This window comes from Mucilaginibacter terrigena, from assembly GCF_004168255.1.
Taxonomy (GTDB): Bacteria; Bacteroidota; Bacteroidia; order Sphingobacteriales; family Sphingobacteriaceae; genus Mucilaginibacter; species Mucilaginibacter terrigena.
Window position 1 is genome coordinate 302,514 of sequence record NZ_SEWG01000002.1, and the last position, 20,379, is coordinate 322,892.

20 protein-coding genes and 1 other RNA gene are annotated in these 20,379 nt (G+C 37.4%); 11 read left to right on the forward strand and 10 right to left on the reverse strand.

Annotation, left to right across the window (positions count from 1 at the left end):
* The first annotated feature begins 53 nt into the window (after positions 1–53).
* The gene (locus tag EWM62_RS05195) at positions 54–638 is read left to right on the forward strand and encodes a fasciclin domain-containing protein (RefSeq protein WP_162499782.1); all 585 of its coding nucleotides are present in this window, start codon (positions 54–56) and stop codon (positions 636–638) included.
* Positions 639–771: 133 nt separating this feature from the next.
* Here EWM62_RS05195 and EWM62_RS05200 read toward each other — a convergent pair whose 3' ends face one another.
* Complete coding sequence (locus tag EWM62_RS05200) at positions 772–1,140, reverse strand: hypothetical protein (protein ID WP_129875598.1); 369 nt, start codon at positions 1,138–1,140, stop codon at positions 772–774.
* Between the two features lie 4 nt (positions 1,141–1,144).
* On the opposite strand from EWM62_RS05200, the gene EWM62_RS05205 reads away from it, so the two are divergent.
* On the forward strand, positions 1,145–1,408 hold the full coding sequence (locus EWM62_RS05205; protein ID WP_129875599.1) for a hypothetical protein: 264 nt from the start codon (positions 1,145–1,147) through the stop codon (positions 1,406–1,408).
* 103 nt (positions 1,409–1,511) lie between these two features.
* Here EWM62_RS05205 and EWM62_RS05210 read toward each other — a convergent pair whose 3' ends face one another.
* The 3 genes from EWM62_RS05210 to EWM62_RS05220 are packed head-to-tail and all read right to left on the reverse strand — an operon-like array spanning position 1,512 to position 3,482.
* Entirely contained in the window at positions 1,512–2,024 is a 513-nt protein-coding gene (locus EWM62_RS05210; protein ID WP_129875600.1) for a hypothetical protein, read from the reverse strand.
* Positions 2,025–2,027: 3 nt separating this feature from the next.
* Complete coding sequence (locus EWM62_RS05215; RefSeq protein WP_129875601.1) at positions 2,028–2,486, reverse strand: tetratricopeptide repeat protein; 459 nt, start codon at positions 2,484–2,486, stop codon at positions 2,028–2,030.
* 9 nt (positions 2,487–2,495) lie between these two features.
* Positions 2,496–3,482, reverse strand: a complete 987-nt coding sequence (locus tag EWM62_RS05220) for an SPFH domain-containing protein (RefSeq protein WP_129875979.1) — start codon at positions 3,480–3,482, stop codon at positions 2,496–2,498.
* A gap of 448 nt (positions 3,483–3,930) precedes the next feature.
* On the opposite strand from EWM62_RS05220, the gene EWM62_RS05225 reads away from it, so the two are divergent.
* Genes EWM62_RS05225 through EWM62_RS05240 form a run of 4 tightly spaced genes read left to right on the forward strand, consistent with a single transcriptional unit; the run spans position 3,931 to position 6,490 of the window.
* On the forward strand, positions 3,931–5,184 hold the full coding sequence (locus EWM62_RS05225) for a phospholipase D family protein (RefSeq protein ID WP_129875602.1): 1,254 nt from the start codon (positions 3,931–3,933) through the stop codon (positions 5,182–5,184).
* Positions 5,135–5,680: a DUF4365 domain-containing protein gene (locus EWM62_RS05230; RefSeq protein WP_129875603.1), complete on the forward strand. Its 546-nt coding sequence runs from the start codon at positions 5,135–5,137 to the stop codon at positions 5,678–5,680. The genes EWM62_RS05225 and EWM62_RS05230 overlap by 50 nt, the downstream gene beginning before the upstream one ends.
* Complete coding sequence (locus tag EWM62_RS05235) at positions 5,680–6,114, forward strand: hypothetical protein (protein ID WP_129875604.1); 435 nt, start codon at positions 5,680–5,682, stop codon at positions 6,112–6,114. Before EWM62_RS05230 ends, EWM62_RS05235 begins: the two co-directional genes overlap by 1 nt.
* A gap of 34 nt (positions 6,115–6,148) precedes the next feature.
* On the forward strand, positions 6,149–6,490 hold the full coding sequence (locus tag EWM62_RS05240) for a hypothetical protein (RefSeq protein WP_129875605.1): 342 nt from the start codon (positions 6,149–6,151) through the stop codon (positions 6,488–6,490).
* A 117-nt stretch (positions 6,491–6,607) separates the two neighbouring features.
* On the opposite strand, the gene EWM62_RS05245 is transcribed toward EWM62_RS05240, so the two are convergent.
* The gene (locus EWM62_RS05245) at positions 6,608–7,966 is read right to left on the reverse strand and encodes an ATP-binding protein (protein WP_129875606.1); all 1,359 of its coding nucleotides are present in this window, start codon (positions 7,964–7,966) and stop codon (positions 6,608–6,610) included.
* Between the two features lie 1,202 nt (positions 7,967–9,168).
* Between EWM62_RS05245 and dndC the strand changes: the two genes are divergently transcribed.
* Genes dndC through EWM62_RS05270 form a run of 5 tightly spaced genes read left to right on the forward strand, consistent with a single transcriptional unit; the run spans position 9,169 to position 15,987 of the window.
* Positions 9,169–10,482, forward strand: coding sequence for a DNA phosphorothioation system sulfurtransferase DndC (gene dndC / locus EWM62_RS05250; RefSeq protein WP_129875607.1), 1,314 nt, complete (start codon positions 9,169–9,171; stop codon positions 10,480–10,482).
* Positions 10,482–12,575 (forward strand): DNA sulfur modification protein DndD, encoded by a 2,094-nt coding sequence (dndD, locus tag EWM62_RS05255; protein ID WP_129875608.1) that lies wholly within the window; start codon positions 10,482–10,484, stop codon positions 12,573–12,575. Before dndC ends, dndD begins: the two co-directional genes overlap by 1 nt.
* Positions 12,565–14,121 carry a DndE family protein gene (locus tag EWM62_RS05260; protein WP_129875609.1) on the forward strand — a complete coding sequence of 519 codons (1,557 nt, stop codon included), beginning with the start codon at positions 12,565–12,567 and terminating at the stop codon, positions 14,119–14,121. Before dndD ends, EWM62_RS05260 begins: the two co-directional genes overlap by 11 nt.
* A gap of 2 nt (positions 14,122–14,123) precedes the next feature.
* Positions 14,124–14,603 (forward strand): hypothetical protein, encoded by a 480-nt coding sequence (locus tag EWM62_RS05265; protein WP_129875610.1) that lies wholly within the window; start codon positions 14,124–14,126, stop codon positions 14,601–14,603.
* Entirely contained in the window at positions 14,584–15,987 is a 1,404-nt protein-coding gene (locus EWM62_RS05270) for a DGQHR domain-containing protein (protein WP_129875611.1), read from the forward strand. The genes EWM62_RS05265 and EWM62_RS05270 overlap by 20 nt, the downstream gene beginning before the upstream one ends.
* Positions 15,988–16,148: 161 nt before the next feature.
* Here EWM62_RS05270 and EWM62_RS05275 read toward each other — a convergent pair whose 3' ends face one another.
* The 5 genes from EWM62_RS05275 to ssrA form a co-directional block, all read right to left on the reverse strand.
* A complete protein-coding gene (locus EWM62_RS05275) occupies positions 16,149–17,348 on the reverse strand; it encodes a relaxase/mobilization nuclease domain-containing protein (protein ID WP_129875612.1) in 1,200 nt (399 codons plus the stop codon).
* Positions 17,345–17,680 (reverse strand): plasmid mobilization protein, encoded by a 336-nt coding sequence (locus tag EWM62_RS05280; RefSeq protein WP_162499783.1) that lies wholly within the window; start codon positions 17,678–17,680, stop codon positions 17,345–17,347. Before EWM62_RS05280 ends, EWM62_RS05275 begins: the two co-directional genes overlap by 4 nt.
* Positions 17,681–17,783: 103 nt before the next feature.
* On the reverse strand, positions 17,784–18,074 hold the full coding sequence (locus EWM62_RS05285; RefSeq protein WP_129875614.1) for a helix-turn-helix domain-containing protein: 291 nt from the start codon (positions 18,072–18,074) through the stop codon (positions 17,784–17,786).
* Between the two features lie 392 nt (positions 18,075–18,466).
* Positions 18,467–19,723: a site-specific integrase gene (locus tag EWM62_RS05290; RefSeq protein WP_129875615.1), complete on the reverse strand. Its 1,257-nt coding sequence runs from the start codon at positions 19,721–19,723 to the stop codon at positions 18,467–18,469.
* 246 nt (positions 19,724–19,969) lie between these two features.
* Positions 19,970–20,339, reverse strand: a transfer-messenger RNA (tmRNA) gene (gene ssrA, locus EWM62_RS05295).
* Positions 20,340–20,379 lie beyond the last annotated feature (40 nt).

Here is a 20,379-nt window from a genome sequence, read left to right on the forward strand (position 1 = left end):
CAGACAATTACGCATTTAACCAAATAATAAATTGAATTACAAACATGATTAGCATGAAAAAATCCCTTTTAATGGTTGGCGCTTTTGTCTTTTTAAACTTTACTGCCAGCCGCGTATTCGCACAAGTAACAACTAAAGACACAGCCCAAAAAACAACTACCACCACTACTACTACCACAACAACCGAAGGGGCGAGTGATGTAGTAGGCGCTTTATCCAGCAATGCAGATTATAGCACTGCCTTAAGCGCAGTAAAAGCCGCAGGACTCGATTCTACCTTGAAAACAGGTGGCCCATATACTATTTTTGCACCTAACAATGTTGCTTTTAGTAACCTGCCCCCTGCAAAGCTGGATAGTTTAATGAAAGACCCGGCTAAACTGGCCACAATATTAAAGGGCCATGTAGTTACCGGTAAATATGGCAAAGCCGATATAATTAAAGCCTTAAACGCAGGTAAAGGTAAAGCCACATTAACTACTTTAGACGGGCAAACGCTTACCTTATCGGTAACGGCTGATAAAAAGCTGCAACTGGCCAACGCCGCAGGTAATACCGCCCAGGTAATTTTATATGACCTTATTGGCGCCAACGGAATTGTAAATGGGCTTAACGGTGTTTTAGCGCCGGTAAAGTAACATTTAGCTAAATAAACAAACAACAAAAGCCTGGCTAAGCCGGGCTTTTGTTATTTATAAGCCTGTTAACCGTCGGTTGTAGGATGGATGAACTATCGTATAAACATAATTTGTAGTCGCACTTCAACATGGATTAGTAATCCCAAACAGTATCGCCAAACTCAACTTTCTTAAATTTAATCTTGATTTTTTTTGCCCTTGGCAAGCGGTTCGCTAAACCCCATTCCCAGGTTTTGGTTTCTCCTCCGGCTATTCCGGCATCGGTTTCTCTTAAGTTAGAATCTCCTGTTTTTAGCACCTTTCCATTTTTATCGTATAAGCGAAAGCTAAAATAGATATGGGCTATGTAATTTTTAGTAATAGTTTTATTTTGGACGGTTAGAGATATTATGGTTAAATTTTTTGTAGTACGAACCCGGCTTTGCCTAATTACTACTTCTTTATCCGGATTTTTCCTTTTTATATGTTTTTGTTTCAGGATCGGGGTAGCATCTGCGAGCATAGATATGGAAGTAGAGTCGACAGAAATACTATCGCTATCCGCAGCGTTAGGCCTAAATGGAAGCCAGCCGGTTTCTTTATGTATCTCGGCCATTATTACCAGTATTATTACACCTATTAAAAAAATGAAGGCGCAGCCTTTTCCCGCACTTACGCCCGGCTCAGGTGTTGTCGGGGCATTTGCCGGTGAGCTGTCGTTTACGTTATTTTGTTTTGGCTGTCCGGGTTGCGGTGGGTCGGCCGTGGGTGCGAAAACACTACCGCAGTAAAGGCATTTGGCCGCTAAAGCAGGTCCGGGTTCCGGTACGGCGCCGCAATTGGGGCATTTTTTAAATTGCATTATTTTTACTTAAAGTAACCCAGGGCACTAAATTACTTTGTTTTATGCCTGGCCTGATAAAATAACAAGGCGGTTATATACGGCAGCACGCCCAATAATAGTACGCACCTCACCCACCAGTAATCTCCACCTATCGGGCTAAATATCAAATTGTGATGTTGGCTAAGATTAGTTTTTCCGTCAGGCATATTTATACGGCAAAAGTATAGCCCTACCCATAGTAAAAAGAAGATTAAGACAGCTTTCTTATACAGTTTAAATTTTATTTTTGCCGGGGTGGGTGGCGGTAACGTCCAATAATTATTGTCATATGCTTCATCAACCGGTGCATGGTAATTAGGTAGTGTTATTGGGGCTGATATTACTTTTTCTTCAGTATTCCGGTGTTCGTTATCTGTACCTTCGGTAGTTGTTTTAGCTTCACTATTGTTTACAATATCAATATTATAAGTACTTCCGCAGTAATTACAATCTAATGTTGTGCCTTTTGCCGGCTGCAATTCGGCACCGCAATTCCTGCACTTGTTTAATTTAACGCTTTCCATCTTTTATCGCAAATTTGAAAACGTATCGATAGCCGTTTTTGCAAGGTCAAAAAAAGCAATTTTTTCGCCAATTGGCGATTCGATGTACGAATCTGTATAGTTACTTAATTTTTGCAACTCATCAGCCGCATTCTCGGGCTGGGCCAGCCCAAGGTAGCAGTTGATAATTGCATAATGGCATTTTGCAGCGGTTTTGCCAAATTCTTTATTATTACCATATGTGTACACTGTAGCTTCGGGGTAATTGGCAATTACCGCCCGGAACATGTTTATGGCTACATTAAATGAATTTATATGGAAATGGCATAGCCCTGCGTTAAACATGGCATCATCTGCCAAATGATTATCGGGATACTGATGCGTAATTTCAGTGAATTTATTGATGGCGTCTATAAATCGGTTCATTTCAGCCATTTTTACGGCGTCGATAAAAAGCGACAAAGCAGGGTCTTCTGCATTCATAATACAAATTTAAATTAAAGTAAGTAGTTGCGCTTTTTTTTGATCGAACTCAGCCTGATTTATTATACCAAGGTCTAACAGGCTTTTCAAATCTTTTAACTTATCCATAGGCGATTGTTGTTCAGCAGAGATTGGCGCAATAGTAGAGTTAAATGCCTGCTGTACCATTTTTGGCATCATAAAACCCATGCCCAACCCAACACCGGCGCTAACAATTTCGCCGGCCTGGCCATTAGGGTTTTTGGCAACATCCTGTATAGACATAGCCATTTTATATTTCATAAACTCATCCATATTGCCCAACGCGGACATGCCTGATCGCTGATCGATCATTTGCTGCACTTCTTCGGGTACTGAAATGGAAGCAATATAAAGGTTGTGGAGGGACAGCCCCAGGTTTTGAAAGTCGGTTTGTAATGCGATTTTAACGTCGTTACTCATGGTATCGTAAACGGCGGGCAAATCCATAACAGATTTGGCCTCGCGCCCTATCACGCCTGCAAGTTTTGATACTATAACGGTTTTTAAATAGTCGGCAATGTCATTATCGCTGAATATGCCCATGGTTCCAACTATTTGGTTAACAAATGCTCTGGAATCGGTTATTTGAATAGTAAAGTTGCCAAAGGCACGTAAACGGATCATTTTGAGATCACGGTCAGAAAATAAAATGGGCTCCTGCGTACCCCATTTTAAATTTGTAAAAAGTTTTTTATTAATGAAATAAACCTCTGCACGAAACGGCGAATCGGGACCGTAGGCAAAACTGGTTACCCATTTGGTAATTACCGGGAAATTGCGGGTTTCGAGCATGTATCTACCAGATGTAAACACATCTACTACCTGGCCATCTTTAAAAAAAAGCACCTCCTGGCTCTCCCGTACGGTTAATTGGCTACCCCACTTAATTTCGGCAGGGCCAAATTCCGGAATACGCTTTACCATTACACTACCGGTGTTGTCTAAGAACTCAAGTACATCAGTTAATTGGGGCATATTTGTAACAAAGTTTAAGATTATAGCTAATATAGACTTTTTTAAGTTTGGTTGATATAAAAATAAAACCGCCTGTTCAAGTATATTGAACAGGCGGTTTTATTGTTTCAGTGGAGCCGGAGGGAGTTTTTTTTAACTCGAAACAGCTTGATATATAGTGTGTTACACTAACGATATTTTACAGGTCTCTGAATAGGTCTCTCAATAAGAAAGAAGCCAAAAACGCTATGCTTTATATCACAAATATAAGGAATTTTGTGACGCACTGCGTCACGATTTAAAAAAGGCTTATACATTTTAAGCCGCCTGTAAGATTGGCAGCTTTTTGTCATGTAACAGTTTAACAACATTTTATATTTGTTATGCCATTGTATTGTTGAGTAAATATTGAACAAAAAATTGCATTGCGCTCAAATAAACTGTATCATAGACCCTGAATTATCACAATATGTATATTAGTGTTCTAGCTGATACTATCGGAGCTGAACTTTTATTGGCGGATGAAATCTGGCTGGCGGCAGGCTTAGTCACCCAATCAGGTTTGCCTTTTATTCGAGATTTAAAATCTTCCATCCATTTGATGGCGGGTATCGACCTACCAACTCCACCCAATATTTTACGTCAACTACTGGCTTGGTCTGAAGCGGGTAAAATAGAATTTAAGGTATTTTCAATAGAGAAAGTTTTCTTTCACCCTAAGGTTTATATATGGCGGCGCGGTGGACAATATAAGGCTTACATTGGATCAGGTAATTTGACCAATGGTGGTTGGAATGACAACATAGAGTTATTTTGGGAAATTGATAAAAACGCCGATTGCCTTTCGCTGATCGCCTGGTTTGAGAAGCACATGATTATGGCATTAACCATAGACGAAAAGTTTATCGCTGATTATGAGAGCAGGGTATTTAAGCCCTCCGAAGCCGCCAGTCAAGCCCACCAAAAGAGACTTGCTGATTTTAAACGTCCTTATGAGCACGATCATGACTTTTATTTTCGCCAGGAAGACTTTGATGCGTTTTCAGAAGAGCGGGCAGCACTGGATAATCCCATCGCCAAACGGGCAAGGCAGTTAGTTAATCGCAAGCTAAAAGCGCTGCATGATCGCATTTTTCCAGAGGTATTGATGAGAGGTTGGAATTTGCACCATCACAAGCGCGATAGCAATATTGTATCTCACTATGCCCACAACGCGCGTGTCAGCGCTTTACTTAATGGGATGTGGTTATATTATGGAAAGTCACCGTTAGAAGCCGCACAAGGCGGGAAAAGCGACGAGGAAAAAAGCATGAATAACCATGTCAGGCTCCAACTAATCATTCGCCAGTCATCAGTGGGTGTATGGTGTGCAGTAGGTAAAGGAGGAGGCAGCCGCATTGATCGACTGGCTTTTCACGAAAAGATTCAGTATCCAACAATGCAACATGTGTTCTTTAACTTAGTAAAGAGCCTTGGTGATGAATATTTTATTGATGTTGCGGGAATTAGACCTTTTTATCGTATTAGTGAAATCAAAACAGCTAAGGATTTATTCGATATCGTTAACCAGGATTATTATCATCTTGACCAATATTTTATTGTTGGCATGGATGTAAATCCGCAGGATGATCGTTTACGCGATGACCATATCGTAGTGCTGGTATTGAGTGGATTTGAAAAACTATATCCGATATACAATTTTTTCAAGGCACCATATCAATAATTATGACCAACTTTGGTATAAACTTAATGCCGTGCCAACACAAAACGAAATAGGCGAACTTGGAGAATCGATCTTTCAGGTTGCAATATCCAGGGATTACATATTTTATCCGGTAATGCTCGGCGAGAAATGGCCTTCATCCGATTTTTATGTGGAGCTACGCGATGGAACGGATACTATGTTTTTTATAGTACAGGTTAAATCTACTATTCAGGGAGTTGATAAATATGGCTTTTTACCTGCACAAGCAACATTACCAAAGCTTCGGGAATTAAATAAATATTGTTGCCCTACCTATGTTGCAGCCGTTGATATAAACAAAGAAGAGGTTTACATGGTGGCAGTTAACGGCACTGTGAGCGCGCGCATCAGTAAGTTTCCTACGACATTTAAACTTGATGCGGCTAACAGGCAAAAACTATACAAGGATGTAGAAACTTTTTGGAAGGGATCAGGAATTAAAGCCTATAAAAATTCATTTACACATAGCATCTGATGGAAAGTAAAACCAAAATAAAGGAATGGCGCGCTGAGGAGATCGCGAAAATATTCCTACTAAAATCTGAATATGGTTTAGCCGTAGAGCGTTTTTCAACAAAATTATTCGATTATTTTGTACAGCTGCGTAAAAACGAATTAATCCGTTTTGCTGTCGAAGTAAAGACAAGGGATGGCTTTGTGCCTAAGATGCGGGAACAGTTACCATCCATAAAAATATACCAGAATAATGGTATGATTAATATTCCTGTGTTGCTTTTTCGCATTGATGAGGTGAAAGAAACGGGTGAAATAGCATATTTGGTAGAACCCGTGTATGGAAAGAACTATCTGATGATTAAGGAAGACTTTGATTTTATTAAACTTGACCAAGCTAATCTTTCGCTAAAAATCGAGGAAATCAAAGAATGGTATTTGCAATTGACAAATTAATGATCTTTCAATAAAGCCTTAAATACGTAAAATAATGATATACCATGATCCGGCAACTGTATGGAGTCCCCGAGATTGCATCGATAATGTACAGTTGCTTTACGATGGCGGCCTGACCGATGTTTATTCGCTGGCAATTGTTACCTGGGAAGGCCAGGAACGAATCGGCATTCGTTGGAATGTGAACCAACGAGAGTGGGCCGATCCTGCAAAAGCGTCAAATACTGTCAGATGTATCGGCGAACCCAATTCAAGAGGTTACCCAACTTGGTTTATTATGCCTGAGGTTTTTTTATCAAGTTTGCTTAGTGGCAACAATAAAGTCGCCACTGTGCTTAGAGAGGCACTTGACCGAATCGACGCAGCCGGACAATGATTGGTGCCATTTGATCGCTTAGGACGCTTTCTTTTGTTAGATTTTCCTTTATATAGTGTTTTACACCGTCGCTATTTCACAGGTCACTCAATACAAAAAACCAAATAACGCTATGCTTTAACTTTTCTCAATTTGGTTTTGAAACCACTCTAAATAATGGTCTGTTTGAGATGCCAAGTAATAAGGCAAATTAAGTAAGTGGTATTTTTTTCCTTCGGGGGTTACCGCTTCTGTAATAGCAATTTCCCCGGCATAAAAGCGTATAGCCATTTGATGAGAAACTAAATCCATGTATAAATGTAAAGATTTGAGTTTCCCTTCTGTTCCCGATTTCACTTCTATTGGAATGAGTTTTCCCTCAAAGGGCCAAACAAAATCCACTTCGGCCGAAGATGTTGTTTTTTCCCTAACCCAAAAGTTAAGACTACTCAAAGCGTTATATTGGGAAGCCAGCAGCTCTTGTCCAACCAGATGTTCGATCATTGTGCCCTGATATACTTTATTTAAATCAGCCGTGCCTAATATTTCTTTTTGAATACCCGCAAAGTAATTAAGCATACCGGTATCCAGAATTTGTAATCGTGGTGATTTCTTATGGTCTGGTAGCAATGGTAGCTTTGTATCTGTAGATGGGTATAGCAGTTGTATAAGCAAAGCATTCTCTAAAGTACGCAATGCTTCGCTCATATCCCTAGAGCGGTATGATGAGTTACCAAAACCTTCAAACTTTATTCTTTTTCCTGCCTGTGAAAACGATGCTCTTATAGCATGTCTGATATATTGTACCTGCGAACTTGTTGCGGCATACTTCTCCACATCGTCTATATAAGCTACAATGAGAGATTCGTAAATAGTCTGCAATGCAGTTAGATCCTTGCTTATGCTGTAACTATTTACTATTTCGGGCATTCCACCGATTAATGCATAAGTATGAAAGAGTTGCAATAACTTAGTATGTGTAAACTGCGGGGCTGGGGTATTTTTTAAATAGTCTAACGCAGCACTTTCGCCAACGGCATCCAAAAATTCCGGGAATGATGCGGGTCGCAAGACTTTATATTCTACCCTGCCAACTGGAAAACTTAGGTTTTTGTTAAATAAAGTTTCGAGCATACTACCCGCTGCAACTATAGCTATATCAGATTCCGACTCATAGAAATAGCGTAAAATATTCAATGCCTCCGGCACCTCTTGTATTTCATCAATGAAGATAAGGGTTTTTCCCTTTTTTGATAGGGCTTTGTCTTTTATAAAAAATAAGGTTTGTACTAATACCTCAATGTTACTGAACTGCTCAAAAGGTAATCTATCGTTTGCCAATTCCAAGTTCAGATAAATGTATTGCTCAAACTGCTTTGCGAATTGGTTGATTATTGTTGTCTTTCCAACTTGCCTTGCACCTCTAATTACCAAAGGTTTACGGTCATTTTTAGTCAACCATTTTTCCAATTCTACAATTATAGTCCGCTTAAACATGTTACAAAATTAGGGTAAATATTTCTATATTTTGGCACAAAATTAGGGTAATTATTGACGATTAATGGCGCAGAATTAGGGTAAATTCACTATTGACATAATAATTTCGATATCAGTTAATTATATTCCTTTAGTTGTGACTCAGTGCGTCACAAATTTAAAGGCTTCATTTCAACTTACATTTCAGACCAGCCAAGCCTACTGAACAGACCTCGTCATATTTAACGCTTGAGCAACCAAAAGCGCGAGCCGGGTAAATAGTCAAGGCCGGGCTACCGCTAAACAAAACACCTTAGCCCGCTCTGCATGGCCTTTACTTTTTACCCCGGCGGTCGACTATCTTCGCGAGTGTGGTGAATATGACATTGAAAAGCTTTATTTATGTTAACTTTTCAGTTTGTTATATATTGGAATTGAACTGCTCGAACAATTCGAGTAGTTCAATAATATTTATCCACTATACTTTTTATTGTCATCGTCAGTTGTTTCCATTTGGAAATAAGTATTGTCTTATTGCAATTAGTTTAATATCGGTATCAGAAAACCATAATGCATCCAACTCAATTTTCCACGCATTGCGTGGAGAATTGCTCTCAGATATTTTTTATTTGTATTTTAATTTTAGTGAATTGTACTTTAGTTAAAATTCCTCGCGATTAGTAGGAGTTTGTTTTATCAGAGAAAATATATTTTTCTGGCATCAGAGTGGCTGAATCAGGTATGTTAGGAGCGACAGCGAATTTCATTCCTGATTGTGTGGCAACGAGGCTGAAGGCGAAAAGAAACCCGCCGCGATAGTACGCGTGGTGTAATGTAGGCGCCTGCCGAAGCGGCTTGGTGAAATGAGTATAGCGGACCTATAATTCCACCAATAACAGATACCATTGTAACACAAACTCATAAAACTATCAATTTCTAACTGTAAAATCGTCCGCATTGCGGACGAAATAGTATACAACAAAAAACTACGCACTTCGCGGAAATGGCCTATTTGGGTAAGATTGGGATTATGGAATTGAAGTCAAGGACACAAATGAAGATTCTCATTTAAAAGAGCAAAAAACTTCTTTCGTAATACAGACCGCTCAAGTTATCTTTATTTGAAATTATAACTATATTCATTAATAAATTAAAAATTTTAGACACTTGCAAATAGGTAGTTTTAACAAATTATGTAACTTCACCAGATATATATATAATTAATGTCTTTAAATATAAAATTTTTAGAGGATGAAATAATTGATCAGTATTTGTATGATGAAAACACTACAAGGCCGTGGATTATAGGGTTTAGTGGCGGTAAAGATTCAACAATGTTACTTCAATTAGTTTGGTCTGCTATAAAAAAGATACCGTCCGAACTTAGAAATAGAGATGTATTTGTGGTTTGCAATGATACCTTAGTTGAAAACCCTAAAATTGTTCAGTTTATTAATCAAACGCTCAAAAGCATACAAAGGGAAGCCACTGTTCAAGGGATGCCTATTCAAGTACATCAAACTACTCCCAGGTTAGAAGATACTTTTTGGGTCAATTTGATAGGAAAAGGTTATCCAGCGCCTAATAATTTATTTCGGTGGTGTACAGAACGTTTAAAAATTACGCCGACCACGAGATTTATATTAGATAAGGTAAGCGAAAAAGGTGAGGCGATTATTCTTTTAGGAACAAGATCTGATGAAAGCGCTACCCGTTCGCGGTCAATGAAAAAACACGAGATTTATGGTCAGCGGTTACGGAAACATATCTTGGCTAATGCTTTTGTTTACGCGCCAATAAAAGACGTGATTACCGATGAGGTATGGCAATATTTACTACAAGTAAACCCACCCTGGGGGGGGACAAATAGAGATTTGGTTACACTTTATCGTAATGCCAGTGGTGGTGATTGCCCATTAGTAATCGACGTAACTACCCCCTCTTGTGGTACAAGTAGATTTGGCTGTTGGGTCTGTACCGTTGTCAAGCAAGACAAATCAATGGCAGGATTAATTGAAACTGGCGAAGATTGGATGGAACCATTGGTTGATTTTAGAGATACATTGGTTGAAACACGTGATAATCCGGATTTCAGGCAGGGTATTAGAAAAAATGGCGCAGAAGGTCCGGGGCCTTATAATGAATATGCAAGGGCGTTATATTTGGAAAAATTACTTGAAGCGCAAAAGTCAATAAATCAAGTTGAACCCGATGTTCAGTTAATTACACATCAAGAATTAGTTGCCATTCAAATTACTTGGTACCGAGATTCTTTGTTTAAATATAAAGTATCTGATATCTATAATAAAGTCTACAAATCTGAAATGGTTATGAGTAAACACGATGAAAAATTCCGCAAAGAAGAGGAATTACTAAAAAAATCATGTAATGATAGTAACAATGACTTCGATTTAGTTCAAGAGTTATTAGCTCTGCAAAAATCAAAATCTTTAATGGTACGAAAACGGGGTTTACAGGACGATATCGAAAAACGAATTCAAGATTATTTAGGTACTGAAAAAAAGCAAGCTAAATAATGATCATTAAAACCATAGAGCTTAATAATTTTAGAATATATCATGGTTTAAATGTCATTGATCTTTCTAAAGATTCTGATAAAAATATCTTTATTGTATCTGGGAGAAATGGGTTTGGAAAAACTACTTTCCTAATGTCCCTTGTTTGGTGTTTATACGGTCGCCAAATGGAAGATGTTGATGATCTTTATCGCAAAGAAATAATAGAGCAAGGAGGGTATTCAAAATACATTAACAATGCATTAAACCGATTGGCAGAGGTTGAAGGTGATTACACATTTCATGTTGCCATAACCTTTACCGACCTTACTATACCCGAGTTACCTTGTCGGGAAATTAAGGTAATACGCACGTACAACAAATTAACTGGTGCCAATGACGCAATTGAAATTTTAATTGATGGTTACCCTAACGAACTAACCAAAGAAGTAGGGCCTGAGACTTTTATTCGTGACTTTATCTTACCTAAAGAAATAGCCAAATTTTTCTTTTTTGATGCAGAGAAGATTGTAAACCTTGCCGAAGTTAACACCTTAGAACAACGCAAACAACTAAGCTTGGCTTATTCCGAGGTATTGGGCATAAAAAAATATGAGGATTTAAAAAAGGAATTGGAAGAACTCCAATATAAACTTCGAAAAGATTCAGCAAATTTCAAAGAACGGCAAGAATTAATACAGTTTGAAGCTGACATAAAGAAAAATGAAAACCTAATCGAAGAAAACACTAAAGAACTTTATACAATTACCGAATCCATAAACTCAAAGAAACAAGAGTTAAATCTCATTCAAGAAAAATTAATTAAGGCTGGGAGTTCTATTACAGTTGAAGAACTAAATGAATTAAGGTACCGAGATGAGGAATTAACCAAAAGGGCTGAACAACTTTCGGACGAATTAAAAGAATCTTTTGATTTAGTTCCTTTTGCAATAGCTGGCAGTTCTATGCTATACGTCCATATAAAACTTGAACAAGAAGCTAGCATTAAATTGGCTGAATTTCAAACTGAGACAGTTATTCAAAAGACGGAAAGTGTTATAAACGAATTATTAGATACTGATCCAGATACATCATTAGTAATTCCGTTCAAAGTAAAAGAGTTTTACGCAGACACACTAAGGGTATTAATAAAAAAACATTTTTTTTCCGAAGTTCCAGATATGCCGGATAATTATAAATCATTGCATGACTTTTCAGAACCGGAACGAAAGGAGTTTAACGCTTTAGTAAGCAATATAAAAAACTCTTTTAAAGAATCTTTTAAAAGGATAAGTGGAGACAACGTTCAAGTTAAAAATGAACTAACAGCTATTAGAAAAAAATTAAGGGATGCCGAGGCTAATCAAGAAGATCCTTTGATCGCGGTTTTAAAATCACAAAAAGAAAATTTAGAAAGCGAGGTTGAAAACAATTTGCGAAAGAAGTTCGATCTGGAAAACCAAAACGTTACCATAGAGAAAGAAATTCACGGTAAAGGTCAGCAAATCCAAGAAATAACTAAGAAATTAAGGGTTTCCGAACAGAATAAGGACAAAGATCAAAAGGCAAGCGATTTGATACTTTACCTAAAAAACTTCATTGCCACATTTAAGGAAGAGAAAAAGAAATCTCTCGAAGAGGCAATTTTGAGTGGGTTACATATGTTGATGCACAAGAAAGATTTTATAACTGATGTTGAAGTTGAAATTATTAACGACATTATTGATATAAAATTATATAATGGCAGGAAGCAAGAAATCAAAACTGGTAGTCTTTCCAAAGGTGAACAGCAAATGTACGCTACAGCATTATTAAGAGGCTTAGTAGAAGAATCCGATATTGATTTTCCTGTCTTCATCGACAGCCCTATGCAAAAGTTTGACGAACAGCACTCTGAAAATATAGTAAAATATTTTTATCCAAGCGTTTCAGATCAAGTAGTTATTTTCCCGTTAATAAATAAAGAATTAAGTGCCAAAGAATATGAGTTGTTAAAACCAAACATTGCAAGAGCATACTTGATAGAAAACATAAATCAAGATCAATCTCAATTCATAGAACTAAATCCGACTGACTTTATTGAAAATTACAATTTAAAATATAATGCTAATTAATATAAAGACCTCAGAAGAAAATAAGAGAATTGTAACTGAGCTTACTAACAAGCTCAGTTTAGGATCTGAGAACTACATTGCTCGTATAGCATTTGCATATTCCTTGGCAAGGCGCCAATTGTTAAATCTCGAAACCGACGTTAAAGATAGCAAGGGAAAGGAATATAAAGAAGAAATCCTATTTGGCAAGCATGTAGATTTTTATATCGCTATGATATGCCAGCAATACAATTTATATAAAACGGACAAGGATATACCTAAGTATATTAAAATGCATATTGATCACGGATTAGAGTCGATCAATAGGATTTTTGAACTAAATAAAAATTACACAAGCATTGACTTCTTAATAGAAAATATCGAGAAAGGAATTAGCGCTTTGGAAGATGTAGAAATCAGCCCAGAAGCAGTAAAGAACTTTAATCAGCGAGTTAAAAAAAGTTCATACAATGGTTTAATTAAGATTTTAGTAGGGAAAGACCTTACAACAAATGAGCCTATTTATTTCCAATCGAACGATCTGAGTGTACACAATAACGCTCACGTTGCAGTAGCAGGTAATTCAGGTACTGGCAAAACATATTTTGCGCTTAACTTTCTCAAACAATTTGTAGCATCATCACAAGGTCAAGTCAATTTTATTTATTTGGATTTTAAAGGCTTAAAAAAGGAGGATGAGGAAAGTTTAAGACCTTTTTTTACCGAAACGAACACCACCTATATAGATGCGCCACATAAGCCTTTTCCATTAAATCCGCTTTCTTTCATTGATAATATAAACGAAAAAAACAAACTAATGGGTATTAGTAAGTTTGTTGATATAATAACCAGTTATTCAGGCATTGGCAAAAATCAACAACAAACATTAAAAGATGCCGCTAAAGAAGTGTTTTTTGGAAAAAAACACGGCGAATACCCGTCAATGAAAGAAATTTACGAAAATGTAATTGAAAAAGAAGGCGATAAGCCGAGTACTCTTAGAGAAATTTTAGAAAGTTTAAGCGATTATGACATATTTGAAACCACTGTTGATCCTAATAAAAGTTTTTTAAATAGCAATTATTACTTATCGCTTTCAGGAGATTTAAATAAGGCAGTTAGGTTTACGTCTGTATTTCTCGTTATTAATTATATTTATAATATTTTTATGAATATGGAGAACGCGCCGATTGAAAATAATATCCAATCGATGCGTTATGTACTTTTAATTGATGAAGCACATGTCATATTTAAAGATAAAAAGTCGCAAGATTTGTTAGAGAAGATACTTAGAGAGATTAGATCCAAAGGGGTATCAGTAGTGCTTTTATCGCAGGGTATTGAAGAATTTAATCAGCCATCATTTGATTTTTCAAGTATGTGTGAAAATGCCTTTTTGTTTGATATTAAAGACAAAACAAATTTAAAGATGATGGCAAAGTTTATGGGGGTTGGCGAAAAAGATATTCAGAAACTTAAAAATAGCATGGAAAAGATTCAGAAATACCAAGTTGTTTCCAATATTAAAGAGCATAGGGTTGCAGATTTGTTTACAACTAAATTATAATAATGGAAACTTCATTTTTACAAGAATTATATACAAGATTTAAACAACCCTGGAGTCAATCTGCTTTTATTTCGTATTTCATACTCTTAGTATTGTTAGCCGGAGGATTCGGGGTTATAATTTCTATAACTGAATGTTATCATGGCAATTGGGATAAACCTGAAATTATCAGTAAAAGCATGGCAACGTATTTTGTTGCTGTAATTGGAAGTAGTATTGTAGATCTCAATTTATCGTACAATATTAAAAATGTCCCAAGTTGGCAAATAAATAGTACAGGAGCCGTTTTAATATCTGCGTTGCTATTTTATCTATCATACAATTTAAATGGCTGGTTAAGTATTTTACCAGCCTTTTTTGGCGTTTTACTGGCGATATCTATTTGGGTCTTAGCCAACGCTGACAATGAACGCTTAAATGATAGTGCTTTTTTTCAAAAAATGAGAGGAAAGGAGGAGGGTCATGGAAACAATTGGGGATAAGGCAAATTCTACGACAATTAAAGATGGTCGAATTCTTGGGTTACCAGTCTTACAAAATCAGCAGGAATTTATTGTAAGTGTTTTTTCTATTAGCCAGATTTTAAAATTCACAAAATTCACTAACCGATTTATAGTAAGTTACGATGAAGATAACAAGCCAATTTATAATGAAGAAATACAAAGAGAGGTAGAAAAAGGCCGGGTTGAAAAGATCGCAGATTTTTTAATAGATGATCCGGAAGCTACATTTCCGACTAATTTAGTACTTCATATTCCTCAACAAGTAATTGAGGAGCAGTTAGTATCAAATGGTTACCTGGAATTATTTCTTAAAGAGGAGGTCTTTGAAGAGGTAAAAAAGGAAAAAGAAAAGGAAAATACCGGGAATATTTACATCACAATTATTGATGGCCAGCATCGTATCAGAGGTATAGAGGTCGCGATAGAAAGACTGGTGCTGGACATTGATTTATTACATAAAGCTTTATATAAAAACAATACAAATGAAACTTTAAATGCAAGATTAAATTATTTTCAAAAGAGATTAGACAGTCTATTGAAAATACAACTTGTCGTTTCTTTTTTTATAGACAAGTCGTTAGAGTATCAAGCGATGATATTTTCGACTATTAATAGAACGCAAAAAAGAGTTTCAGAAAGTTTAGTCGCAAGTCTTTTTGGGTTGACAACTAATGATTCCCCCCAAAAAACGGCTCTTCAAGTAGTGCTGTCTTTAAATAGCCATGAGCAATCTCCATTCTATAACAGAATAAATTTATATGGTGGTGATTATCCTCGTAATGAGAGTCCTCCGCTTTCTCAAGCTACCATGATTAAATCAATTGTAGATTTAATATGTGAAAACCTTCGAGAAGCAGAAAGAGACCGATTCAAGAACAGAAAAGAACTTCTAAAAAGAAATTTAGGTTCACAAAAGTTTCTTCCATTTAGATTGTGGTATGCAAATGATTCTGACACAAAGATCTCGGATGCTATTTACTATTTTTTTACAGCGGTGAAGAAAGTCTTTTTAGATAGGAACGCTAAATCATTATGGGAATTTGACCCTCAAATTGGATTCAAGCCTAAAAATATCCTACAAACTACTGTTGGATATCTTGCATTACTTTCAATTATGGTTGACATTTTAAAGGATTGTAGTGAAAGAAGTAACTTAAACCAATTCAGTTTAAACACCACGGTCTTTGAAAACTTTTTGAACAAGGCAAAAGGAATTAATATTCTCGATTCTTCAAGGTATCAATTTACCAGTCGATCAAAAAATATTTTATATTACGATATCTCTTTACTTATATGGCCTCCTATTTCTCAGAATGACGAAAGATTTGGCAAATTGTCTGAACTATTGAAAACCCCTATATAGCATTCATATAGTCAGCTAAAAAGTAGGTGTCTCTGTGACGATATCAAATTCATTTCTATTAGCAGGGCTTGCCGCAGCTATATTGGTATGGATTATCATCTAATGTAACGATAAGACCTAAAAATTGAGTCTTATCGTTACATTGGAAGTAACGAATTATATTACTTTAAACTTTGTCCTCGTTTCTTCTTCCTACTCCGTTCAAACTGATTCAGCGCATTTTGATCCATATTATTAGCATTGTTATTAACGCCGAGCAAACCCCCGATAAGATTGCCACCGCGTATAGCCGAATTACCCATCTGCTGCCGACCCGATTGTTGGATTGATAGATCTGCTCCGCGCTCGCCACTATACTTTTTATTTGAAAGGATAGGTTTGCCGCCGTGCTCTCCAACTGATTGAGCCGCCTTGCTGTTGTTTCTATTTGCTTTTCCGATTTGATCCTGTAATTTTCCAGCGCCCTGCTGTACATCATTTCTATTTCCGGCAGTAACTTTTGTATCTGCGATAGCTCGCTTTGTTGCTCCGGTAGATTCTCCGGTTCGTTCAGGCTGGTTGGCTCTTGTCCTAATATTAGCCTGGTATATTGTTGTGCGATCTCTTTCTTGTTCATAATTGATAGCATTTTTAACAGCCTGCCATTTGTAAGCGTTTCCTAAATGAGCGCCTTTAAACTGCATCCCATCGTAACCGTAAGAAACACCACTTACGAAACCTGTGCTGGCCTGGTTAAATAAAACATTAATACCCTGTGCTTCTAAGTGCGTGACAAATTGCTCTGCGGTTGGCTTTTGATTCAGTATGTTTTTTATAGTAACCTGCAACTTCATTTTTACGGATGGCTCGTCCGTGCGCTTCATCATTTCCAACTCATTCTTAGTCATGGCTCTTTCCTTTGCCTGGCGACTGGAAATTACCTCGGTTAAGCCGTAGTGCTTTTCCAACTTCCGAAGTATTTGTTCGCTTCGCTGATAGTCGTTACTATCGGAAAGGACTGTACCATCATAACCAATGCGGTTAACCAAAATGTGCATGTGGGGATGGTCTGCATCAAAGTGACGGAAGATTGCATATTGGTGTTGATTAAATCCCATTGCTTCCAGATAATCTTTGGCAATTGTTACCATTTGCTCATCCTTCAAATTTTCATGCGGTGGGAAGTTAACCGAGGTGTGATAAAAGTATTTAGCCAGGTTGGGCCTCAACACCCGGATCATTTTTACTTCATCCATAATGGTCCGCTCGTAGTGTTGAGCAAATGAAGTATCAAGCCACTTTGCTACACCCTTGTTCACTTTTTCAAGGTTATAATTAAGTGCTCCCCTAAACCCCTTCCCTTTGACCTGATCCGCTGTCATTTCAGCAAACAGTTTAAAATATCCTTTTGCGTTTTTATTAATCCTAAAAGGATAGATAGATATGCCGGTGATAATTTGCCAGCGTGTAATTGCTTTACGGCTTGATTTAGATTTACGCCAACCTTGTGCAGTTCACGGTAAAGCGAGGCATTTACTGGCGATAACTTTATGGTAGGAAATCTTCCCGTAAATGCTTTCTGCCTGATCCAGTTTGCCGGTGTCATTCCCGATGCTTCGGCATAATTTAAGACAGTATCATTTTCATCTTTTGTCAGGCGGAGATTCACTTGTATGATTCTTTTTTCTTCCTCTTGCAATGTTGGCCTTCCCATGATCTTAGATTTTAAACGAAGTGCAAAATCAATTTTACTCCGAAGGAGCAAGCCGTTTAAGCGTAGCGAAAACATGGCTTGCTCCTAACAGATGAACACACATTTATTTACTGAAGCTAATACGTTTGCTTTTTACTTCCCCTCTCAAAACTTTCATAATATCCTCATAATTGTAATAAAGGATTCCACCTATTTTAGTGAATGGTATAGTTCCATTCTGCCGCAAGTTTTGCAGGGTGTTGTCGGAAATTTTCAGAAGATTCTTAACCTGGTAACTCTTTAAAAACTTTTTCTGTTCCTCTGTTGAGCCGCCGCCCAACAAAGCTTTCATTTGATTTAACAATCGTTCTCCGAACTCCTGCAAATCCTCTCTGGTGATAATTTCTGCTGCCATAATAAATATTCGTTTTTATTAGTTAAAACTTAAACCTGTTGTGATATAAGGTATTGGACAAGTCCAACTTTCGGCTGTACCCATGGCGCAAAGTTGGACCCTTTGTTTGAATAAAATTCACCACCTGTACCTAACTGATGTGTTTTTTTTTCCAAAATAATTTACCATCACTTCAAGCTTCAGCACAAAAGTGAAAGTAAGGCTTGAAAAAACTTCACACCTCATGTATGAGGTAGGTGTTTTTTTACAAAAATGAGTGAAGTGAATCGGAAATTACTCCGAGGTTATCCGAGTCGGACTTAACTTTTTTAAAAAAGCTAGATTGAGCTTGTCCATTCTAAAACAACTTGATGTTCCAAATTGGAACATCAAGTTGTTGAATTTAATAACCATTACTGATTGGTGACTTTCTTAAGGACGGCAGATTTTTTGGCTTCCATCTTACCTCTAAGCATATCCATATCCCGGCTAACTGTACTATCTAAAATTTTTGCATAATGCTGGGTAGTGCGAATATTCTTATGTCCCAACATTTTTGAAACGCTTTCTATAGATACCCCGTTGGCAAGCGTAACCGTAGTGGCGAACGTGTGCCTGGCGATATGAAACGTCAATTCTTTTTCAATCCCGCATACGTCAGCTATCTCTTTTAAATAGGCATTCATTTTTTGATTACTTAAAACTGGCAGCAATTTCCCTTCATTAATACATGCCGGATAATCCTCATACTTTTTCAATAGGTCAAGGGCGACGGGCAGCAAAGGGATGCGGGAAGCAGTCTCAGTTTTTTGCCTTGTTGTAAATATCCACTTTTGGCTATCAATGCCTGTGCTTATCTCAGAACGTTTCAATTTGTTCACATCGGCGTAGGCCAAGCCTGTATAACAACTAAACAAAAATACATCACGAACTTGGTTAAGTCTTTCTGAAACAAAGCGCTTTTCACTAATCGAATCCAGCTCGTCGCTTGATAAGAAATCTCTGATTACCTCCTTGATCTTAGTTTTATAATTAATAAAAGGGCTACGTACAAGCCAATTATTAGCCACGCAGATATGAATAATCTTTTTTAGGTTCTTAATGTACTTAACGGCTGAGTTGTTATTGCAATGCCTTACCGTTCTAAGATAAAATTCAAGCGATGTCACAAACTCATGATCCAAATCTTGAATATTGATATCAGAGACTTTATACTTCCACTTTAAGAAGTTTTTTACGTGTTTAATTGTGGTCTGATAGCGAATGGCAGTAGCGGGTGCATATTCTTTCCCAATCAGCGCTTCAACCTGCCTGTTATGATCTTCAAAGATTGGGATCAACATCCGGCAGACAACTTCCTCTTCAATGCCATTCATGCGGTCTTTAAAGGTTTGCGCTGTAATGGGGATATTCCGTTCGATCATTTCCCGGTAAACCTCGTAGGCTTTTTGTTCAACCGTTTTTAAATGGTTGTTGACGGATTTGGCTTCATCAGTGTTACCCATCACTTTTTGGGCGATAGTATTCCATTTATCAGGAGGGGCATTTCGCTTAGTTGCGATCTCAACTCGCTCACTGTCAATAGTTATCCGTAGATAAATAGGGGCGTTGCCATTGGGTAACGCCTTGGTTCGTTTCATCTGAAACAAAAGGGCAAAAGATTTTGTCATTTTCAGGTCTCTAAAGGGTTAAAAAATTAGTCCTTTACACAGCAGATTTCAATGAGTTGATTTTGGATAACAAATTGAAATACAGTATCTTCCATCGTTTCCAGAGACCTAAGGTAAGAAACTTGTTGAGGTCTCCGAATAGGTCTCCAGAACGTTGAGCTATTTTGACATCTTTTGAGTTCGAATTCATAAAAAAACGCTATAAAACCGGGTTTTATAGCGTTTTGATCTTCTTTAGACCTGTAAGAGTGGAGCCGGAGGGATTCGAACCCTCGTCCAAACATGGTATAAGTAAAGCTTTCTACATGTTTAGCTGTTATTTAATTGTAGGGACTATGGAAGGTTAACCGCTTACCTGTACCTTAATCCTTAGGTGCTTTGTTTCGCTTGCTTACCACACCTTAAGCAGGCTATTCTCATTTTTCGATGCCCCAATTGCCGATCCAATGAGAAGGAAAACCGGCGGGACAAAAGCTATGCTAATTCTAAATTAGGCAGCTAAGGCGTAGTTATTTTCGCCATTTGTAAGTTTGAGCGTTCAGATTTAAGCGCTAATTCACACAACGCGCTACATGCTTACTTAGTTATCTCCATCCTGTCAATTCCGGTCGACCCCATTTTTGGTTAGCAGTTGTTAGTTGCCAGTTTGCAGATAT